The 15,079-nt window shown below is 43.9% G+C and carries 17 protein-coding genes; 11 read left to right on the plus strand and 6 right to left on the minus strand.

All coding sequences use genetic code 11. The annotated features are described in order from the left end of the window. Nucleotides 1-128 precede the first annotated feature (128 nt). The 3 genes from AACQ75_RS16760 to AACQ75_RS16770 all read left to right on the plus strand — a co-directional run bounded on the left by AACQ75_RS16760 (nucleotide 129) and on the right by AACQ75_RS16770 (nucleotide 2,679). Nucleotides 129-830 carry a response regulator gene (locus tag AACQ75_RS16760; protein WP_013856957.1) on the plus strand — a complete coding sequence of 234 codons (702 nt, stop codon included), beginning with the start codon at nucleotides 129-131 and terminating at the stop codon, nucleotides 828-830. 27 nt (nucleotides 831-857) lie between these two features. Further along, complete coding sequence (locus AACQ75_RS16765) at nucleotides 858-2,159, plus strand: ATP-binding protein (RefSeq protein WP_170889105.1); 1,302 nt, start codon at nucleotides 858-860, stop codon at nucleotides 2,157-2,159. A gap of 151 nt (nucleotides 2,160-2,310) precedes the next feature. After that, nucleotides 2,311-2,679: a diacylglycerol kinase gene (locus tag AACQ75_RS16770; RefSeq protein ID WP_017046154.1), complete on the plus strand. Its 369-nt coding sequence runs from the start codon at nucleotides 2,311-2,313 to the stop codon at nucleotides 2,677-2,679. 104 nt (nucleotides 2,680-2,783) lie between these two features. On the opposite strand, the gene AACQ75_RS16775 is transcribed toward AACQ75_RS16770, so the two are convergent. Beyond that, nucleotides 2,784-3,875: an alkene reductase gene (locus tag AACQ75_RS16775; protein WP_170889146.1), complete on the minus strand. Its 1,092-nt coding sequence runs from the start codon at nucleotides 3,873-3,875 to the stop codon at nucleotides 2,784-2,786. Nucleotides 3,876-3,998: 123 nt separating this feature from the next. Between AACQ75_RS16775 and AACQ75_RS16780 the strand changes: the two genes are divergently transcribed. Together AACQ75_RS16780 and AACQ75_RS16785 are read left to right on the plus strand one after the other, a co-directional pair. Next, nucleotides 3,999-4,136 (plus strand): helix-turn-helix domain-containing protein, encoded by a 138-nt coding sequence (locus AACQ75_RS16780; RefSeq protein ID WP_249339375.1) that lies wholly within the window; start codon nucleotides 3,999-4,001, stop codon nucleotides 4,134-4,136. A 2-nt stretch (nucleotides 4,137-4,138) separates the two neighbouring features. Then, nucleotides 4,139-4,930 (plus strand): substrate binding domain-containing protein, encoded by a 792-nt coding sequence (locus tag AACQ75_RS16785; RefSeq protein ID WP_249339376.1) that lies wholly within the window; start codon nucleotides 4,139-4,141, stop codon nucleotides 4,928-4,930. Between the two features lie 93 nt (nucleotides 4,931-5,023). Here the strand turns inward: AACQ75_RS16785 and mglC are convergent, their stop codons facing one another. The 3 genes from mglC to mglB form a co-directional block, all read right to left on the minus strand. Continuing rightward, a complete protein-coding gene (mglC, locus tag AACQ75_RS16790) occupies nucleotides 5,024-6,031 on the minus strand; it encodes a galactose/methyl galactoside ABC transporter permease MglC (RefSeq protein WP_170889106.1) in 1,008 nt (335 codons plus the stop codon). Between the two features lie 10 nt (nucleotides 6,032-6,041). Then, the gene (gene mglA / locus AACQ75_RS16795) at nucleotides 6,042-7,550 is read right to left on the minus strand and encodes a galactose/methyl galactoside ABC transporter ATP-binding protein MglA (RefSeq protein ID WP_170889107.1); all 1,509 of its coding nucleotides are present in this window, start codon (nucleotides 7,548-7,550) and stop codon (nucleotides 6,042-6,044) included. A gap of 137 nt (nucleotides 7,551-7,687) precedes the next feature. Beyond that, a complete protein-coding gene (mglB, locus tag AACQ75_RS16800; RefSeq protein ID WP_026027227.1) occupies nucleotides 7,688-8,662 on the minus strand; it encodes a galactose/glucose ABC transporter substrate-binding protein MglB in 975 nt (324 codons plus the stop codon). Nucleotides 8,663-9,213: 551 nt separating this feature from the next. Between mglB and AACQ75_RS16805 the strand changes: the two genes are divergently transcribed. After that, the gene (locus AACQ75_RS16805; RefSeq protein WP_013856965.1) at nucleotides 9,214-9,699 is read left to right on the plus strand and encodes a NifB/NifX family molybdenum-iron cluster-binding protein; all 486 of its coding nucleotides are present in this window, start codon (nucleotides 9,214-9,216) and stop codon (nucleotides 9,697-9,699) included. After that, a complete protein-coding gene (gene nqrM / locus AACQ75_RS16810; protein WP_013856966.1) occupies nucleotides 9,699-9,902 on the plus strand; it encodes a (Na+)-NQR maturation NqrM in 204 nt (67 codons plus the stop codon). The genes AACQ75_RS16805 and nqrM overlap by 1 nt, the downstream gene beginning before the upstream one ends. Here the strand turns inward: nqrM and AACQ75_RS16815 are convergent. Next, on the minus strand, nucleotides 9,899-10,177 hold the full coding sequence (locus tag AACQ75_RS16815; protein ID WP_026027228.1) for a DUF134 domain-containing protein: 279 nt from the start codon (nucleotides 10,175-10,177) through the stop codon (nucleotides 9,899-9,901). The two genes, nqrM and AACQ75_RS16815, sit on opposite strands and share 4 nt — an antisense overlap. A 39-nt stretch (nucleotides 10,178-10,216) precedes the next feature. Between AACQ75_RS16815 and AACQ75_RS16820 the strand changes: the two genes are divergently transcribed. From AACQ75_RS16820 to AACQ75_RS16830, 3 genes are all read left to right on the plus strand, one after another. Beyond that, complete coding sequence (locus tag AACQ75_RS16820; RefSeq protein ID WP_170889108.1) at nucleotides 10,217-10,624, plus strand: PaaI family thioesterase; 408 nt, start codon at nucleotides 10,217-10,219, stop codon at nucleotides 10,622-10,624. A 104-nt stretch (nucleotides 10,625-10,728) separates the two neighbouring features. Then, entirely contained in the window at nucleotides 10,729-11,025 is a 297-nt protein-coding gene (locus tag AACQ75_RS16825; protein WP_013856969.1) for a PTS fructose transporter subunit IIB, read from the plus strand. A 6-nt stretch (nucleotides 11,026-11,031) separates the two neighbouring features. Beyond that, nucleotides 11,032-11,826, plus strand: coding sequence for a PTS sugar transporter subunit IIA (locus AACQ75_RS16830; RefSeq protein ID WP_064625109.1), 795 nt, complete (start codon nucleotides 11,032-11,034; stop codon nucleotides 11,824-11,826). A 2-nt stretch (nucleotides 11,827-11,828) separates the two neighbouring features. Here the strand turns inward: AACQ75_RS16830 and AACQ75_RS16835 are convergent, their stop codons facing one another. Further along, nucleotides 11,829-12,731, minus strand: coding sequence for a helix-turn-helix transcriptional regulator (locus AACQ75_RS16835; protein WP_160117740.1), 903 nt, complete (start codon nucleotides 12,729-12,731; stop codon nucleotides 11,829-11,831). A gap of 327 nt (nucleotides 12,732-13,058) precedes the next feature. On the opposite strand from AACQ75_RS16835, the gene AACQ75_RS16840 reads away from it, so the two are divergent. Next, a complete protein-coding gene (locus AACQ75_RS16840; protein WP_115339741.1) occupies nucleotides 13,059-14,957 on the plus strand; it encodes a PTS fructose transporter subunit IIABC in 1,899 nt (632 codons plus the stop codon). The last annotated feature ends 122 nt before the right edge of the window (nucleotides 14,958-15,079 follow it).

A 15,079-nucleotide genomic window follows, 5' to 3' on the forward strand; every position in this document is an offset into this window, starting at 1 on the left:
TCAATAGAAACTCATCCAACCATACAAAGACCTAGCGAAAATGCTGGGTCTTTGCTTTACTATGCACTTCAAATTTTTCCAATGTCAGCGATTGTCATGTCGTTCATCGTACCTATCTAGGAGTCTCCATGACGGATAGACACTCTTTAATCATCGTTGAAGATGATCTAAAACTCAGAGAAATGTTAACAGAATACTTTGAAAGTCAAGATATTAGCGTCATTGCCCTTGCTGAAGGTGCCAAAGCGAGCGCGGTCATTTTAGAGCAACAACCAGATATCGTGTTACTGGATTTAATGCTACCCGGTGAAGATGGGCTGACAATTTGTAGACAGATCCGTCCTATGTACAACGGTAAGATATTGATGCTAACCGCCAGTGATGACGATTTTGATCACGTTGCAGCACTGGAAATTGGTGCCGATGATTTTGTGACAAAGCCGATTAAACCACGCGTCTTGCTTGCAAGAATGCGTATGCTATTGCGCAGAGTCGACAACGAACCAATTCAAACCGCGAAAACCGTGCTTGAGTTTGGGGCCTTGTCTCTCAATCAATCTCGACATCTGTGTGAAATGAATGGTGAGGCCGTAGCGATGACCGACAGCGAATTCGACTTGCTGTGGCTACTGGCATCAACACCAGATCAAGTCCTATCACGGGATGTATTAACCAAAGCGTTACGCGGGATTGAATACGATGGGCTTGATAGAACCGTCGATAACAAGATTGTCATTTTGCGTAAAAAACTCGGTGATGATTCTTCCACACCGAAACGCATTATTACGGTCCGAGGGAAAGGATACCTTTTTGTACCAGACACGTGGTAATGACCACGTATTTTAGAAGAAACCTGTATGCGTCGTATCTACGTTGAATCTTTTGTTGGTTTATTGCTCTTTTTTTTAGCGACACTCATTACCATTGAACTGGTCGTTTACCAGCTTGGTACTGACTACGATTACGTACTTGAAGATTATCAAGCTGAAGCATTTCATGACTTGGTCACTCGTATTTATCAGCATGAAGGTGAAGCCAGCACCTTCAATGTCCTAAAAGAATATGCCGATAAAACACGACAACTGATAGAGACGCATACTGAAAAGACCTTACCCTCAGATGTGCGAGCGTTTTTCTTTACTACCGCCCCCAATGCCTACACCTACTACGATGATGATCGTTTTTTATGGTTGCGCCTTACGTCCACCTCACCAATTTACAGCTTTAAACCCGATGAAGAATCACCACTGAGGCAAGCCATTTTCTTCGCAGATAATCTCTCACTTTTGCTGCTTGTCGTCGGCTTTGCACTGTACTGTGTGTTGCTGATCTGGTTCATCAGTCGGCGAGTGCGTGAATTGGAAAAAGTGACCTTAGCCTTTGCCGCTGGTGATCTAACCGCTCGCGCCTCCATCAAAAGCGGCGATAAAGTCGGCTCTTTAAACAAAAGCTTTAACTACATGGCGAGCAAAATTTCCGCTTTAGTGCTCAGCAATAAAGCGCTGAGTAATGCCGTGGCTCATGAGTTACGCACCCCTATCTTTCGGATCCAATGGCAAGCAGAAATGTTGGCCGATGAATCTCTGACACCAAAACAAGCGGCGAAAGTCGCCAGTATCATCGAAGATACCGAAGAGATGGAAACGATGGTCGATGAGCTTCTTTACTACGCGAAAGTTGAAAGGCCAGAAAACGAACTCAATATGCAGACAATTCAGCTCAATTACTGGCTCGAACCGATACTAGGTAAATGGCGTAGCAACAGCGTAGTCGAGATCCAGTTGCTACCATTAGCACAAGTCGCCACCTTACAGGTCGATCCATACCTTCTCAAAAGAGCTCTGGATAATTTATTGGGTAATGCTCAGAAATACGCCAAAAGCAAAATAGCCGTTGAAACCTCCGTGATCAACGCAGGTCAAGCAGTGCAAATTGATATCCATGATGATGGAGAAGGGATTGACCCGCAGCACTGGCCATTCATTTTTGATGCTTTTTACAGCGCGGATCTCTCACGTGGAGAGCGACAATCAGGCTTCGGATTAGGCTTGGCCATCGTCAAACAGATCGTTTTACGCCACAACGGCCAAGTATCGGTGGCTAAAAGTGTGTTCGGAGGTGCTTGCTTTACTCTTGTACTACCCGTGGTGGGCGTTTAAAATTCGGCCACTTAAGAGAATCTGTGAACTGACGTCATTGATTCTCTTTTTTAACATGAGGGTGCAGGGCGAAGGCTATTTTACGTCTACACCTAATTCACTCATGCTCATTGTCATTGTCATAATTATTCATTATTAGGTTGTTCAATTTATGAAACCAGGTCGTACGGGAATAAAGCGTCTGTTTTATGCCACAGGTTATTCAATACAAGGGCTGAAAGCCGCGTGGCTAAACGAAGCCGCTATTCGACAAGAAACTGTCACTTCAATTTTGTTGATTACCATTACTTTCTTTTTGCCTGTCACTAAAATTGAGCAAATCATGATGATTGGTTGCTTAGTCTTAGTTGTGATTGTGGAGTTGATGAATTCCGCTGTGGAAGCCGTGGTTGACCGCGTCGGTAGCGAATGGCACGAACTCAGTGGCCGCGCCAAAGACATCGGTTCAGCTGCCGTACTGATCGCGTTGATATTTTCAGCATTCACATGGATGTTTATTCTGTGGCCTTATTACTTTTAGCGTATCATTTTGGCGCGCGTTAATGGCTCATTGTTTTATAACGGCCAACCAGTTGTAAAAAAGCCAGCAGAATCATAAAACAAACGACTGCTGGCTATGTCGATTTAGGAATGGTTTGGATAATCTGTATATCCCTTAGTACCTCCACCAAATAAGCAACTTGGATCAAATGCCGATAATGTACGGTTCATTTTCAAACGCTCGACTAAGTCTGGATTCGCAATAAAGGGACGCCCAAATGCGACTAAGTCAGCGTAGCCATTTTCCAAGATTTGGTTTGCTCGCTCAACGTCATATCGGCCTGCAACAATAATGGTATTGGTGAACAGCTCACGTAAATGTCGGCGAAAATCTTCAGGGATTTGTGGAGCATCATCCCAATCAGCTTCTGACAAATGCAGATACGCAATACCGAGTTTCTGTAATTGCTCCGCCGCTTGTAAAATCGTTGGGACGATATCTGGGCAGTTCATATCTTTAAATGTGATGTAAGGCGCCAAGCGAACTCCAACTTTGTCAGCGCCAACCTTATCAATGATTGCACTCACAACTTCCATAAGAAAACGTAAGCGGTTTTCTCTGCTACCACCATATTGATCAGTGCGATGATTCGAATTGGTTCGCAAAAACTGATCGATCAAATAGCCATTACCACCATGAATTTCGACGCCATCAAAGCCAGCCGCAATCGCATTGTGTGCAGCATTAGCAAAATCGCGTACCACTTGGTTAATCTCTTGCAATGTCATTGCTCTTGGTTCAACGCATTCCATCATCTCACCGGCACTCCCCGGCTGTGCAATCCAGACTTTGGTATCGACTGGAGCAATAGCTGAGGGAGCCATCGGCTTTTGACCTTGTTGAAAAACAGGATGCGATACTCGCCCTACATGCCATAGCTGATTCACTATTTTTCCTCCGCGGTCATGCACGGCTTGAGTGACCTGCTGCCAAGCCACAATTTGTTCTGGCGTGTATATGCCAGGAGTAAATGAGTATCCTTGGCTATCGTCTGATATTTGTGTTGCTTCAGTAATAATCAGACCAGCACTCGCTCGCTGAGCATAATATTGCGCCATGATGTCGTTGGGAACATTACCCGGTTGACTTGTCCGATCCCGCGTCATCGGAGCCATTACCAGCCGGTTATTCAAAGAAAGTGGACCGATTTGTGTCGGGGAAAATAAGCTACTCATCATTCAATCGCTCTGTATTGGGTTGTTATCCATAGGCTATAACAAAAGAATCACTAAATAATCTAGCTATAATTAAAAAGAGTATTTAGGATTACTTAACAATAACTGCGATATAGAATCTTAATGAACAAATTATTGAACATGGAGGTCTTTGTTGCCATTGTTGAGCAACAAGGGTTGGCGGCCGCCGCAAAAGCCATCAATATGTCCGCCGCTTCAGTCACACTAAAACTGCAGAGCTTGAACGCCACTATGGCGTGAAATTGCTGCAAAGAACCACACGTAAAATTGCATTGACGGAAGCCGGCGAACGTTTCTATCCATTATGTTTACAAACCTTAGCCAACATCACTGAAGTCGAGTCTTCGCTATTTGCCGAGAAAACACACTTGGAAGGCAATATAAAAATTTCAGCACCCAAAGATCTCGGGCGACAACATTTGCTGCCACTGCTCGACTCCCTCTTAGCAAGACATCCTAAAATTGTGCCTCAGATTACCTTTAGTGACAGTGTGTTAGGGATATATGAAACAAAACTTGATTTGGTATTGCGTTACGGCACACTCAAAGATAGTCAATTGGTTTCCAGAAAATTAGCAACAAGTCGCCGCGTTCTTTGTGCCTCACCCGCATATTTAGCGTGTCATGGTCAACCGACGCACCCAGAGGATCTCAAACAGCATGCTTGCTTGGGTATGCTACGCAAAAGTGAATCATTAACGCGTTGGTCTTTTCTTAAAGGAGATGCCGTTCAAGATATTCTGATCAAACCATCACGTTTGTCTAATGATGGCGAAGTGATTCGCCAGTGGGCACTCGAAGGCGCAGGTATTGCACTCAAATCACAACTCGATATTCAACCCGACCTCAATGCTGGGAAACTCGTTCTTCTCTTGGAAGATTATCGGCAAAGTTTTAGTTCACACGATTTGGCCACAGGATCGGACTTGCATCTGCTCTATCCTAATCGTGATCACCAACCGTCACGTATCAAAATATTGATCGAGGAGATTGTGCGCTATTTTGAAAAACGTACGCTTCCTACTGGGCAATAGCAAAAGAGCGCCGATAAAGGCGCTCTTTGTTTATTTTATTTCGACAATTTTCGGCGATTAAATGTCGAAAATTGTATTTTTGCTCTTAGGCGGCTATTTCTTATTCGCGTACTTCATTGAGTCCAACGCGACAGCGAAAATAATAATGCCGCCTTTAATGATGTACTGCCAGTAAGGGCTCACGCCAATGTAGGTCATACCATAGTTGATCACAGTGAAGATAAGCACACCCGTGACCACACCCGCAATGCTTCCGACACCGCCAGCAAATGACACGCCACCCACAACACAGGCTGCAATCGCATCCAACTCGTACAAGAAGCCAAGATTATTGGTCGCACTGCCGATACGGCCAGCTTCCAACATACCGCCAAACGCATAGAACACACCCGATAAAGCATACACTTTCAGTAGCGTCAATGGCACATTAACACCAGAAACTTTTGCGGCTTCTGGGTTACCACCGACCGCGAAAATGTTCTTACCAAAAACGGTCTTATTCCACAAAATCCATGTAAAGATAATCGCGACAATGGCGTAGAAGGTTATGTACGAAAACCTAAAATCTCCAAATCGAATAAAACCTTGAGTGAATGAAGAGAAACGCTCATCAAAACCTGCAATTGGAGATGCACCCACCGAATCGTAGTAGAGAGAGTTAATCCCGTAGACGATGATCATGGTGCCTAATGTGGCGATAAACGGCGTTACTTTTAAATAAGCAACAATCACACCGTTCACTAAGCCGATGATCGCGCCGATCGCGCACACACAAAGAATCACAGCCACAATCGGCACGTCACCAATGCTGGGGAATACTTTGTTGACGTTATCAATTGATTGTAAAAGTGTTGCCGAAATTACAGCGGCTAAACCCACTTGACGTCCAGCAGAAAGGTCGGTTCCTTGCGTTACAATCAGCCCCGCCACACCCAATGCAATAATAACGCGCACTGAAGATTGCGTTAATATATTACTAAAGTTGCGTAAACTTAAAAATGATGGCTCCTGAATAATAATAATTGCCAGAAGAATAAATAGAACCGCATAGATCGCACCTTCCTTTAGGTGCTTCATTGCAAATGTTTTAACTGAATCCATAATAATTTCCCTAGAGGTAACGAGAGGCCAGCTCTAATATTTCATTCTGTGAAGTGTCTTTAGTATTAACGATTCCCGCAGCTCGGCCATTACTCATCACCAATATTCTATCGGTAATGCCTAACAACTCTGGCATTTCGGAAGAGATAATAATAATCCCTTTATTCTTTTTCGCTAATTCCAATATCAATTGATAAATTTCAAACTTTGCTCCGACATCAATACCCCGAGTCGGCTCATCAAGCATTAATATTTCTGGCTGAGTTAACAACCAACGGCCAATAATGACTTTCTGCTGATTACCACCAGACAAAGAACCGATTGATGTTTCATGAGAAGGTGTTTTTACACTCATGGAGTCAATTACCCACTGTGTATCACTCCTCATTTTTTTATTACTCAGTAAACCTAATTTGGTTTTGTATTCATCCACATTGGCAACCAAAGAGTTAAAGGTAATATCTAAATTACTGTAAATGCCGGTTGAACGACGCTCTTCTGTCACCAACGCAAAACCACTATTGATCGCTTCATGTGCATCACGGTTTTTCATCTCTCGGCCATGTAACATAATGTGGCCGTTACTACGCTCACGAACCCCAAAAATGGTTTCCACAATATCAGTGCGTCTTGAACCGACGAGCCCAGCCACACCTAAGATTTCACCTTCTCTGAGATCAAACGAAATATCCTGAATAGAGGGTTGGTTCAGTGCTGTTAAATTTTTGATTTCGAGGATAATTTCTTTTGGCACATTGGTCTTTGTGGGAAAGCGCTGTGTTAATTCACGGCCAACCATCATCGAAATGATTTTGTCCATATCGAGCCCTTTCAACGGCCTCGTATCAACCCATTGCCCATCACGCAAGATGGTTATCTCATCACAAATAGTAAATATTTCTTCCATTTTGTGAGAGATGTACACCACGCCACAGCCTTTTTCTTTCAACTTGTTAATGATAGTAAAAAGATGCGATACCTCTTTTTCAGTCAAAGAGGACGTGGGTTCATCCATGATCACAATGCGCGCGTTGTAAGAAAACGCTTTCGCTATTTCGACCATCTGCCTTTGTGATACCGATAATTTAGCCACTTTAATTTTCGGGTCTATATCAATATCGAGTTCATCAAAGATCTCTTTGGTATCGCGATACATTTTATCGTGATCGACAAAGAGTCCTTTCTTTGGGTAACGCCCTAGCCAAATATTATCCATTACAGAACATTGTAATACTTGGTTAAGCTCTTGGTGGACCATGGAAACACCCGCTTCCAAAGCTTGCTTAGACGATTGAAAATTCACATGTTCGCCTAAAAATATAATATCACCTTCGTTTTTTTCATAAATTCCAAAAAGGCATTTTAATAGCGTCGACTTACCTGCACCATTCTCTCCCATTAACGCATGAATAGAGTGTGGTCGAACTTTCAAATTAACTTTATCTAATGCCTTAACCCCGGGAAACTCTTTACTCACCCCTGTCATTTCTAACAGAAATTCATGCTCTTGATTTACCATGGCATCACTTATTTATTCTTTGATTAATACCATTCAATATTAAATAAAATTTAATCAGCAATTATTTATTATTGATTGTATAAACACCCTATAAGTTAGGGAGTAAAGGGGGAATGACTTCCCCCTTGAACTTTAGGTTACTCGAGTGTCGATTTATCCACACCAACATAAGGAACACGAACAATCTTATTGGCCATTTCCCATTGAGTGCCTTCGGTTGCAGCTTTGCCGTTGGCTAAATTACGTGCAAGTTCAAATGTCGCTTTCGCTTGTGAATCTGCATCATTAAGCACAGTGCCTGCCATGTCGCCAGATTTAACTAATGCTAATGCTTCTGCTAACGCATCAACACCGAATACTGGTACTTTCGCACCCGCACCACGTAACGCTTCAATCGCACCCATCGCCATACCATCATTATTGGCAATCACGACTTCGATTTTGCTGCCGTTGGGGCCAGATAACCAAGCATCCATTTTATCTTTTGCCATGGCGGTATCCCACATACCAGTATCCATGTGTAGCTCTTCTGTTTTGATGCCATTTTCGTTAATGGTTTTCACAGAATAAGAAGTACGAGCTTCCGCATCTGGGTGACCTGGTTCGCCTTTCAGCATTACATATTGCAGTACACCGTCACCGTTTTTATCCCAAGCAGGATTGGCTTTCCAGTGTTGCGCAATGAGATCGCCTTGGATGATGCCCGACTCTTTTGAATCTGTACCCACATAATAGGCTTTGTCATATGAAGCGAGCGCTTTAGCACTCGGTTCTTTGTTGTAAAAAACGATAGGAACATCATCCATTTTCGCTTTTTGAATAATACTTGGTGCAGCTGCAGGGTCGACAAGGTTGATCGCCAGTGCTTTCACGCCACGAGCCAACATGACATCCACTTGGTCATTTTGCATTGATTGGCTGTTTTGTGAGTCATTCATCAGAACCTTGGTGTTGCCGTCATTATTTGCCTGTTTTTCAATCGCTTGGCGAACAACTGACATAAAGTTATCATCGTACTTATAAACGGTCACACCGATCGTTGTGTCAGCCATGACTTGAGTGCCGAAACTCATACCAGCCGCAAGCATGGCTAAAGTAGTTAACTTTCTCATTGAACAAGTCCTATTTGTTAGTGTTGTTATTACGTTGTGTAGGGGGAGAAACGTTAACTCTGAGAAACAGCAGTGAAAACGTTTACCTTTCAAAGTATAGTAGTAAAACAAACAATTAATGTGAACCAGTTAAAATTTCAGTTTTGAAATCGCATTTTCATGCAGTTTCTTGTGAATAGTTTGATAACTATTGCAAAACTAAGTAATCATACGTAACGCAATGTAACATCGAGACCTATTTCTCTTTTTAAAAGTGCGATCCACCACGAAAGAGATCATACCTCTCAAAACACCAAGTGTTAACGTTTACACTTGCGAGTTTCCAATATGCAATAGATTTAATTTTCATTTGACCGCTCACAAAGTGTAGGTGAGGCTTGTTACATACGCCTGCAATTTATTCGCGTATTTTTACGCCATATCGGGTCTCGATTTACCAAACAGCACCACGACTTTTAATTAATGAACTCTTAAATTGTCATTTTTATTATTGGCATATGCCAATAATAAGGTGTATTTTAAATACAAGAACCCGATAAACTTTAGGAGCCATGATGATTTATGCCATCCCTTGTGATCAAAACTCGCCTTTTAATCACTTTGCCAAAGCGCCTCAATTGATGATTGTGGACGATACCACCGCCACTAGCCAACGTATTGACGTTACTAAAACCGAGGGCAGTTGTGGCCACAAAAAACAGCTACTTGCACTGCTAAGAGAGAATAGAGTGGACGCTGTTATCGTCCGCAATATCGGACAAAATATGTTAGCAGCAATTTTAGAAAAGAAGATTGAGGTATATTACGCACCAAGAGGCAGCCAATTAACATCACTTCATCCAAACCATCTTCTGCCCGTCACCGACGTCTCTTTTGGCAAGCCTTCAGCCAATAAATCGAAGAAACGTTGTGCTAGTCAATGTGGATCGAAGAAAGTGGGTAAACATAACAAACTGGCACCCAGAATGCTGTCACCAACTACCATAGAAGCGTTGAAGAAAGTGCTGAAAGTAAAAGCGATTGTCGAGGGAAAATAATGACTTATGTTATAACCTTTGCGTTTTTCATTGGCATTATTGTCTTGATGGCGATCGGTGTTTTGTTTCGCCGCCGCTCGCTGCAAGGCAGTTGTGGTGGATTAGCAAATATCGATATTGAAAGAGAATGTAACTGCGTAGACGTTTGTGATGAGCATCAGAAGGTGTTGTATCAAATTCAAGAACCTGATCACGAGCGTTAGCGCTCAACCAACATCAACGCATGACCTTCCACCAAGCAAGTCGCGACTTTCGCTCTTGCTTGGTTAACGATATTACCAAAGGTTTGTCGCGATATGCCCATCTGCGTGGCCGCTTGCAATTGACTAAGCCCCTCTTTATCAGCCAAACGCAGCGCTTCAAGTTCTTCTGGCAGTAAATCTACTGTGTTCAATTCAGATAATTTGACACCGTTGGGTTTGAAGCATGCATACGCCGCTTGACCACAAACACGACGAATTTTTTTGGGTCTTGCCATTTTCTTCTCCTAATCATTTAAAAACAGTTTGGTGAACTTATGAACATTCAGCCTCCCCTACAACATTGCCACTGCGCGGTGTGTTGTGCCCCGTTCTTTTCTGAAACGCACACACTGCAATTTAACCAAACAGAAACGGGGAGCGTATGCGCACAGATTGTAGCAACAGAAAAGATGCAAGGCTATCAAGGGGTCATGCAGGGTGGACTTATCAGCACCTTACATGACGCTGCCATGACGCATTGTCTGTTTGCACAGTGCATTTATGCGATGACGGCAGAGCTAAACGTACGTTATCTGCACCCTATTCCACTGAATGTATCATTACAAGTCGAAGCGCATCTTATCAAACAAAAACGTCACATTTACTATCTGTGCAGCACCATTTTTTATGATGGGCTTCCCTATTCTACGGCCAGTGCAAAGTTTATGTGCAAAGCCGAGTAGCCCGAGTGCTACAGCCATTAGGGTACTGGCTTAGCGTAAACTTCGGTTGAGTCACGCTTTCATCCTCCTTATACTCACTCATCATTTCTCTATTATCTTTCGTTATGAAAATTATCGCAGTAACCGCTTGTCCAACAGGCATCGCGCACACCTATATGGCCGCAGACGCACTCAAAAAAGAAGCGAATAAGCGTAATATCTCAATCAAAGTCGAAACCCAAGGTGCAATGGGTGTCGAGAACCCACTGACAGTGGCAGATATTGTCAACGCGGATCTGATCCTCATCGCTTCAGATATCGACATTGAACAGCGTGAACGTTTTGTTGGTTGCAAAACGGTTCAGGTGTCCATTGAAGAAGTGTTAACGAACGTTCAATCTGTTTTAGATCGTCATTTGTAACCGCCGATGATCACAACGCGCATCACGTTTGTTTTAAAAGCAGGCGGTCTAGTCAGCTGGCAATTAAATGAATTGAAAGATCTCAACCGCCATTTTCGCTCGGTGGTGGTGCTGTTTAACATCACGCGTGACAACAAGGCAATGCTCAACCATACACTGCAAGTGTTAAGCCTTGGTTCAAACCCGGGAGATGTATGCCAAATTGCCATTGAAGGGCTCGACGCCGAGTTGGCCTGCATGGTGATGACAGAGTATTTGCGCGAGCACACACTGCTTATTTCAACATCACACAAACAAAATGCCAAAGCGGAATTGGCGTTTGCCACCCACTCTGCTTTTAAACTGCCCTTTTCGCTACAGTGGCATTACGCCACATTAGGCCCTGAGCTTAGCAAATCAGAAGCACTCGACACGATTGCTAAGCAGATCATGCCCGCACATTGCCATGATATTTTGCATGCGCTGGAAAAAAGAGAAGCCATCTCCCCGACCATTATTGGCCGTGGAATAGCGCTACCCCATATCATTCACGCACGAGTTGCCCAGCCAACACTGGCGGTTCACTGGTTAGCAAACCCGCTATCATGGTCAGAAAAATCCGGCGATGTGTCGCTGATCATCACCTTATTACTGCCGACATCAGCGCCGCGAACCGTGATTAAACCGGTCACGCAGTTAACTCGTTGGTTGCTGGAAGAGGAACATCGTCAATGGCTACTTACGGCAAAAAGAGAAGAAACCCTTAAAGCCATTTTGCTGCACGTGATGGCTAAGCCGTGCGACCCAATACAAAATGAATAGCTTTATTGCGACAGAGTTCGATATTCAGATGGAGTCATACCCGCTTTGCTTTTAAATACGCGGAAAAAATAATTCACATCTTGAAATCCACAGCGCGTGGCCACTTCGGCTAAACGAAAGGTGTATTTCTTCAACATAAATTTTGCCCGTTCAATTCTTACCCAAGTGATGTAATCAGCAAGAGTCATGTGTCCTTGTTGGCGAAACATGCGCGATAAATGGTTGGCGGAAATGTTAAACCGCTGTGCGATGCTGTCACGGCAAATAGTGCGATGAAAATTTTCTTGGATATAGATGCAGATGCCTTGATATAAATCTTCACTGCGCTTTTTAGGAGAAGCGGTCGGTTGATCAAGCATTGTGGCGCTGTAACTCAACAGAGCCAACAACAAATGTTCGTCCATTGGGCTTTTCTGAGGCTCACGTGCTAATGCATTTAGCCCTTCGAGCATGTGATCAATCGCGTGCCCAGTACGCGTTGGAATACTGTGTTTCTGAACATCATAAAAACCACTCTCGCCTTTGTGTTTACTGACCAAACTAAACCCCATTTGACGACGGCCAAATAGCAAACTCAAGACCGAACAGCTCTCTTGCCAATCAGGTTTATTCCAGCAGTTCGGAGGTATATAAAGCGCATCACCAGATAAGATGTTGACCTTACTGATACCGTGTTCAATCTCTTCGATTTCGTTGCTATACACGCCGCTTAAAACCAATTCTAGACGAGGGAAATTGACTTGGTAACTGAACGCTGGCGGCGTTATTTTGTCCCCAGCAAACCATATTCGATTAAAACTTTCTCGCTCCGAGAGCAGCACTTCAATCACATTTTTAAATACTGGGATCACAAAATTCACCCTATACCCATCAATAAACGAGGCAACTATAATCCAATACCTCATGAATCACCAATCATTACGCATTCGATAACTCCGATCGAAAAAGCAAAACAATCAATTTATCTAATTGAATTAAAATAAAAAATTAATCATAAATTCAAATTATCACCCTAAAACCAAAATAAGAGCCTGATCACGTTTGCAGCCACAGGTTACAATAATCCAGTAAATGCCAGTTTCGTACACTACCACTGTTCACCCGAGGCGCTCACAATATCTCCAACAAAAAGCGCGGTGCGCAATAACAATATCCCCAAACAGTTTGAAGTTGCAGCCAACATGGCTCAGTTCTACGTGCGAAGGGGATAAAAACCATATAGGGGACGAAACATGATCACTCAACTCATTAATGAGAACTTGATCCGGCTTGATTTGAAAGCAACATCAAAAGATGGCGTTTTCTCAGAGCTGGTCGATGTACTGTTAGAACAAGGACGCATCAGCGATAAATCGCAGTTTTTAGCCGATATCTATGCTCGTGAAGAGCTTGGTAACACTGGATTTGAAGATGGTGTCGCGCTGCCTCATGCCAAAAGTTCCGCCGTTATCTCGCCTGCAGTTGTGATAGGCATCAGCAAAAGCGGTATCGAATATGGCGCGGAAGATGGCTTGCCTTCTAAATTATTTTTCATGATAGCCTCGCCTGATGGTGGTTCAAATCATCATATTGAAGTGCTGGCAGAGCTCTCTTCCAAGCTTATTGAAGAAGGGTTCATCCAACGTTTCTTAGACGCAAAAACAGAGCAAGCAGCGCTAGATTTGTTGCTACAAAAAACCGAAAAAACAACCGATGTTGAAGCCAATAAAGGCTTTTTGATTGGCGTAACGGGCTGCCCAGCCGGTGTCGCACACACTTATCTTGCCGCTGAAGCGCTGGAAAAAGGGGCCGCCGCGATGGGTTATCAAATTAAAGTCGAAACCAACGGTTCGATTGGGGTGAAAAACAGCCCAACGGATGAAGAGATAGCCAAAGCTGATGCGATCATCGTGGCTTGTGACAAGCAAGTTGACATGGTGCGCTTTGCGGGTAAAAAACTGATTGAAACGGGCGTTAAAGCGCCGATTCGTGATGCAAAAGGGTTGATTGAAAAAGCCCTCAGCGCACCAAAATATCAAGCCGATGCCAGTACCAAGACTTTAGGTGGAAAAGGCAAAGCGGCGCAAGCTCGCTCCGATTTATACCGCTATTTGATGAATGGTGTATCGCATATGATCCCATTCGTTGTTACTGGCGGTTTGTTGATTGCTTTAGCACTCGCTATTGGCGGCGAGCCAACCGAAGCTGGTATGGCCATTCCTGACGGCAGTATGTGGAACCAAGTGCTGAACGTCGGTGTGGTTGCTTTTACATTGATGATCCCCATTCTTGCAGGTTACATCGCGTATGCGATCGCCGATCGCCCCGCTCTGACTCCTGGCTTAATTGGTGGTTGGATCGCTAACAACGGGTCATTCTACGGCGCAGATGCCGGTACAGGTTTTATCGGTGCCATTATTGCTGGCCTTTTAGTCGGTTATTTCATCAAATGGTTAACAAGCATCCATTTTCACAAGTTTATTCAACCACTTGTGCCAATCATGATTGCACCCATCGCAGGCTCGCTCTTTATCTCTGGGCTCTTTATTTTTGTTATCGGCGCGCCGATTGCAAGCTTGATGGATGGCTTAACCGCACTACTTACGAGCATGAGCTCAGGTAACGTGATACTGCTCGGTATTGTGCTCGGCGGCATGGCTGGCTTTGATATGGGTGGCCCATTTAACAAAGTGGCATTCCTCTTCTCTGTTGGTATGATTGCCAGCGGTCAAACTCAATTTATGGGTGCAATGGCGTGTGCCATTCCAGTCGCGCCACTTGGTATGGCTTTAGCGACCGTACTGGGCCGTAAACTGAACTTGTTTGAAGCCTCTGAAATTGAAGCAGGTAAAGCTTCCGGTGCAATGGGCTTGGTTGGTATTTCTGAAGGAGCCATTCCATTTGCCGCGCAAGATCCGATGTCAGTCATTCCAGCAAACATCTTGGGGTCGATGGTTGCAGCGGTTATGGCGTTCACTTTTGGCATTACAAACAGTGTTGCCCACGGCGGTCCTGTAGTAGCATTGCTCGGTGCCATGAATAAGCCTTTGCTAGCTTTGCTTTGCATGGCAACCGGTGCTGTAGTGACAGGTGTTGTTTGTATCACTCTGAAAAAAATGCGCCAAGCGAAATTACAACAAGCAACGGCTTAATGATCAAGCACTCTCCCCCGAGAGTGCTTAATGTTCATCAACGCTGAGCTTCTGACTTTATGTTGTACTCCCGCTTTAACTCGGGAGTTTTTTATTTCTCTTACTCTGTGTACTGCTACTTT

Origin of the sequence: Vibrio sp. B1-2, assembly GCF_963888445.1 — a bacterium.
Lineage (GTDB): Bacteria > Pseudomonadota > Gammaproteobacteria > Enterobacterales > Vibrionaceae > Vibrio > Vibrio anguillarum.

Bases quoted from the DNA above. Each gene is read 5' to 3' on its own strand.
- AACQ75_RS16760 (WP_013856957.1), top strand. From the start codon at position 129: ATGACGGATAGACACTCTTTAATCATCGTTGAAGATGATCTAAAACTC.
- AACQ75_RS16765 (WP_170889105.1), top strand. From the start codon at position 858: ATGCGTCGTATCTACGTTGAATCTTTTGTTGGTTTATTGCTCTTTTTT.
- AACQ75_RS16770 (WP_017046154.1), top strand. From the start codon at position 2,311: ATGAAACCAGGTCGTACGGGAATAAAGCGTCTGTTTTATGCCACAGGT.
- AACQ75_RS16775 (WP_170889146.1), bottom strand. From the start codon at position 3,875: ATGAGTAGCTTATTTTCCCCGACACAAATCGGTCCACTTTCTTTGAAT.
- AACQ75_RS16780 (WP_249339375.1), top strand. From the start codon at position 3,999: ATGAACAAATTATTGAACATGGAGGTCTTTGTTGCCATTGTTGAGCAA.
- mglC (WP_170889106.1), bottom strand. From the start codon at position 6,031: ATGGATTCAGTTAAAACATTTGCAATGAAGCACCTAAAGGAAGGTGCG.
- mglA (WP_170889107.1), bottom strand. From the start codon at position 7,550: ATGGTAAATCAAGAGCATGAATTTCTGTTAGAAATGACAGGGGTGAGT.
- mglB (WP_026027227.1), bottom strand. From the start codon at position 8,662: ATGAGAAAGTTAACTACTTTAGCCATGCTTGCGGCTGGTATGAGTTTC.
- AACQ75_RS16805 (WP_013856965.1), top strand. From the start codon at position 9,214: ATGATGATTTATGCCATCCCTTGTGATCAAAACTCGCCTTTTAATCAC.
- nqrM (WP_013856966.1), top strand. From the start codon at position 9,699: ATGACTTATGTTATAACCTTTGCGTTTTTCATTGGCATTATTGTCTTG.
- AACQ75_RS16815 (WP_026027228.1), bottom strand. From the start codon at position 10,177: ATGGCAAGACCCAAAAAAATTCGTCGTGTTTGTGGTCAAGCGGCGTAT.
- AACQ75_RS16820 (WP_170889108.1), top strand. From the start codon at position 10,217: ATGAACATTCAGCCTCCCCTACAACATTGCCACTGCGCGGTGTGTTGT.
- AACQ75_RS16825 (WP_013856969.1), top strand. From the start codon at position 10,729: ATGAAAATTATCGCAGTAACCGCTTGTCCAACAGGCATCGCGCACACC.
- AACQ75_RS16830 (WP_064625109.1), top strand. From the start codon at position 11,032: ATGATCACAACGCGCATCACGTTTGTTTTAAAAGCAGGCGGTCTAGTC.
- AACQ75_RS16835 (WP_160117740.1), bottom strand. From the start codon at position 12,731: ATGAGGTATTGGATTATAGTTGCCTCGTTTATTGATGGGTATAGGGTG.
- AACQ75_RS16840 (WP_115339741.1), top strand. From the start codon at position 13,059: ATGATCACTCAACTCATTAATGAGAACTTGATCCGGCTTGATTTGAAA.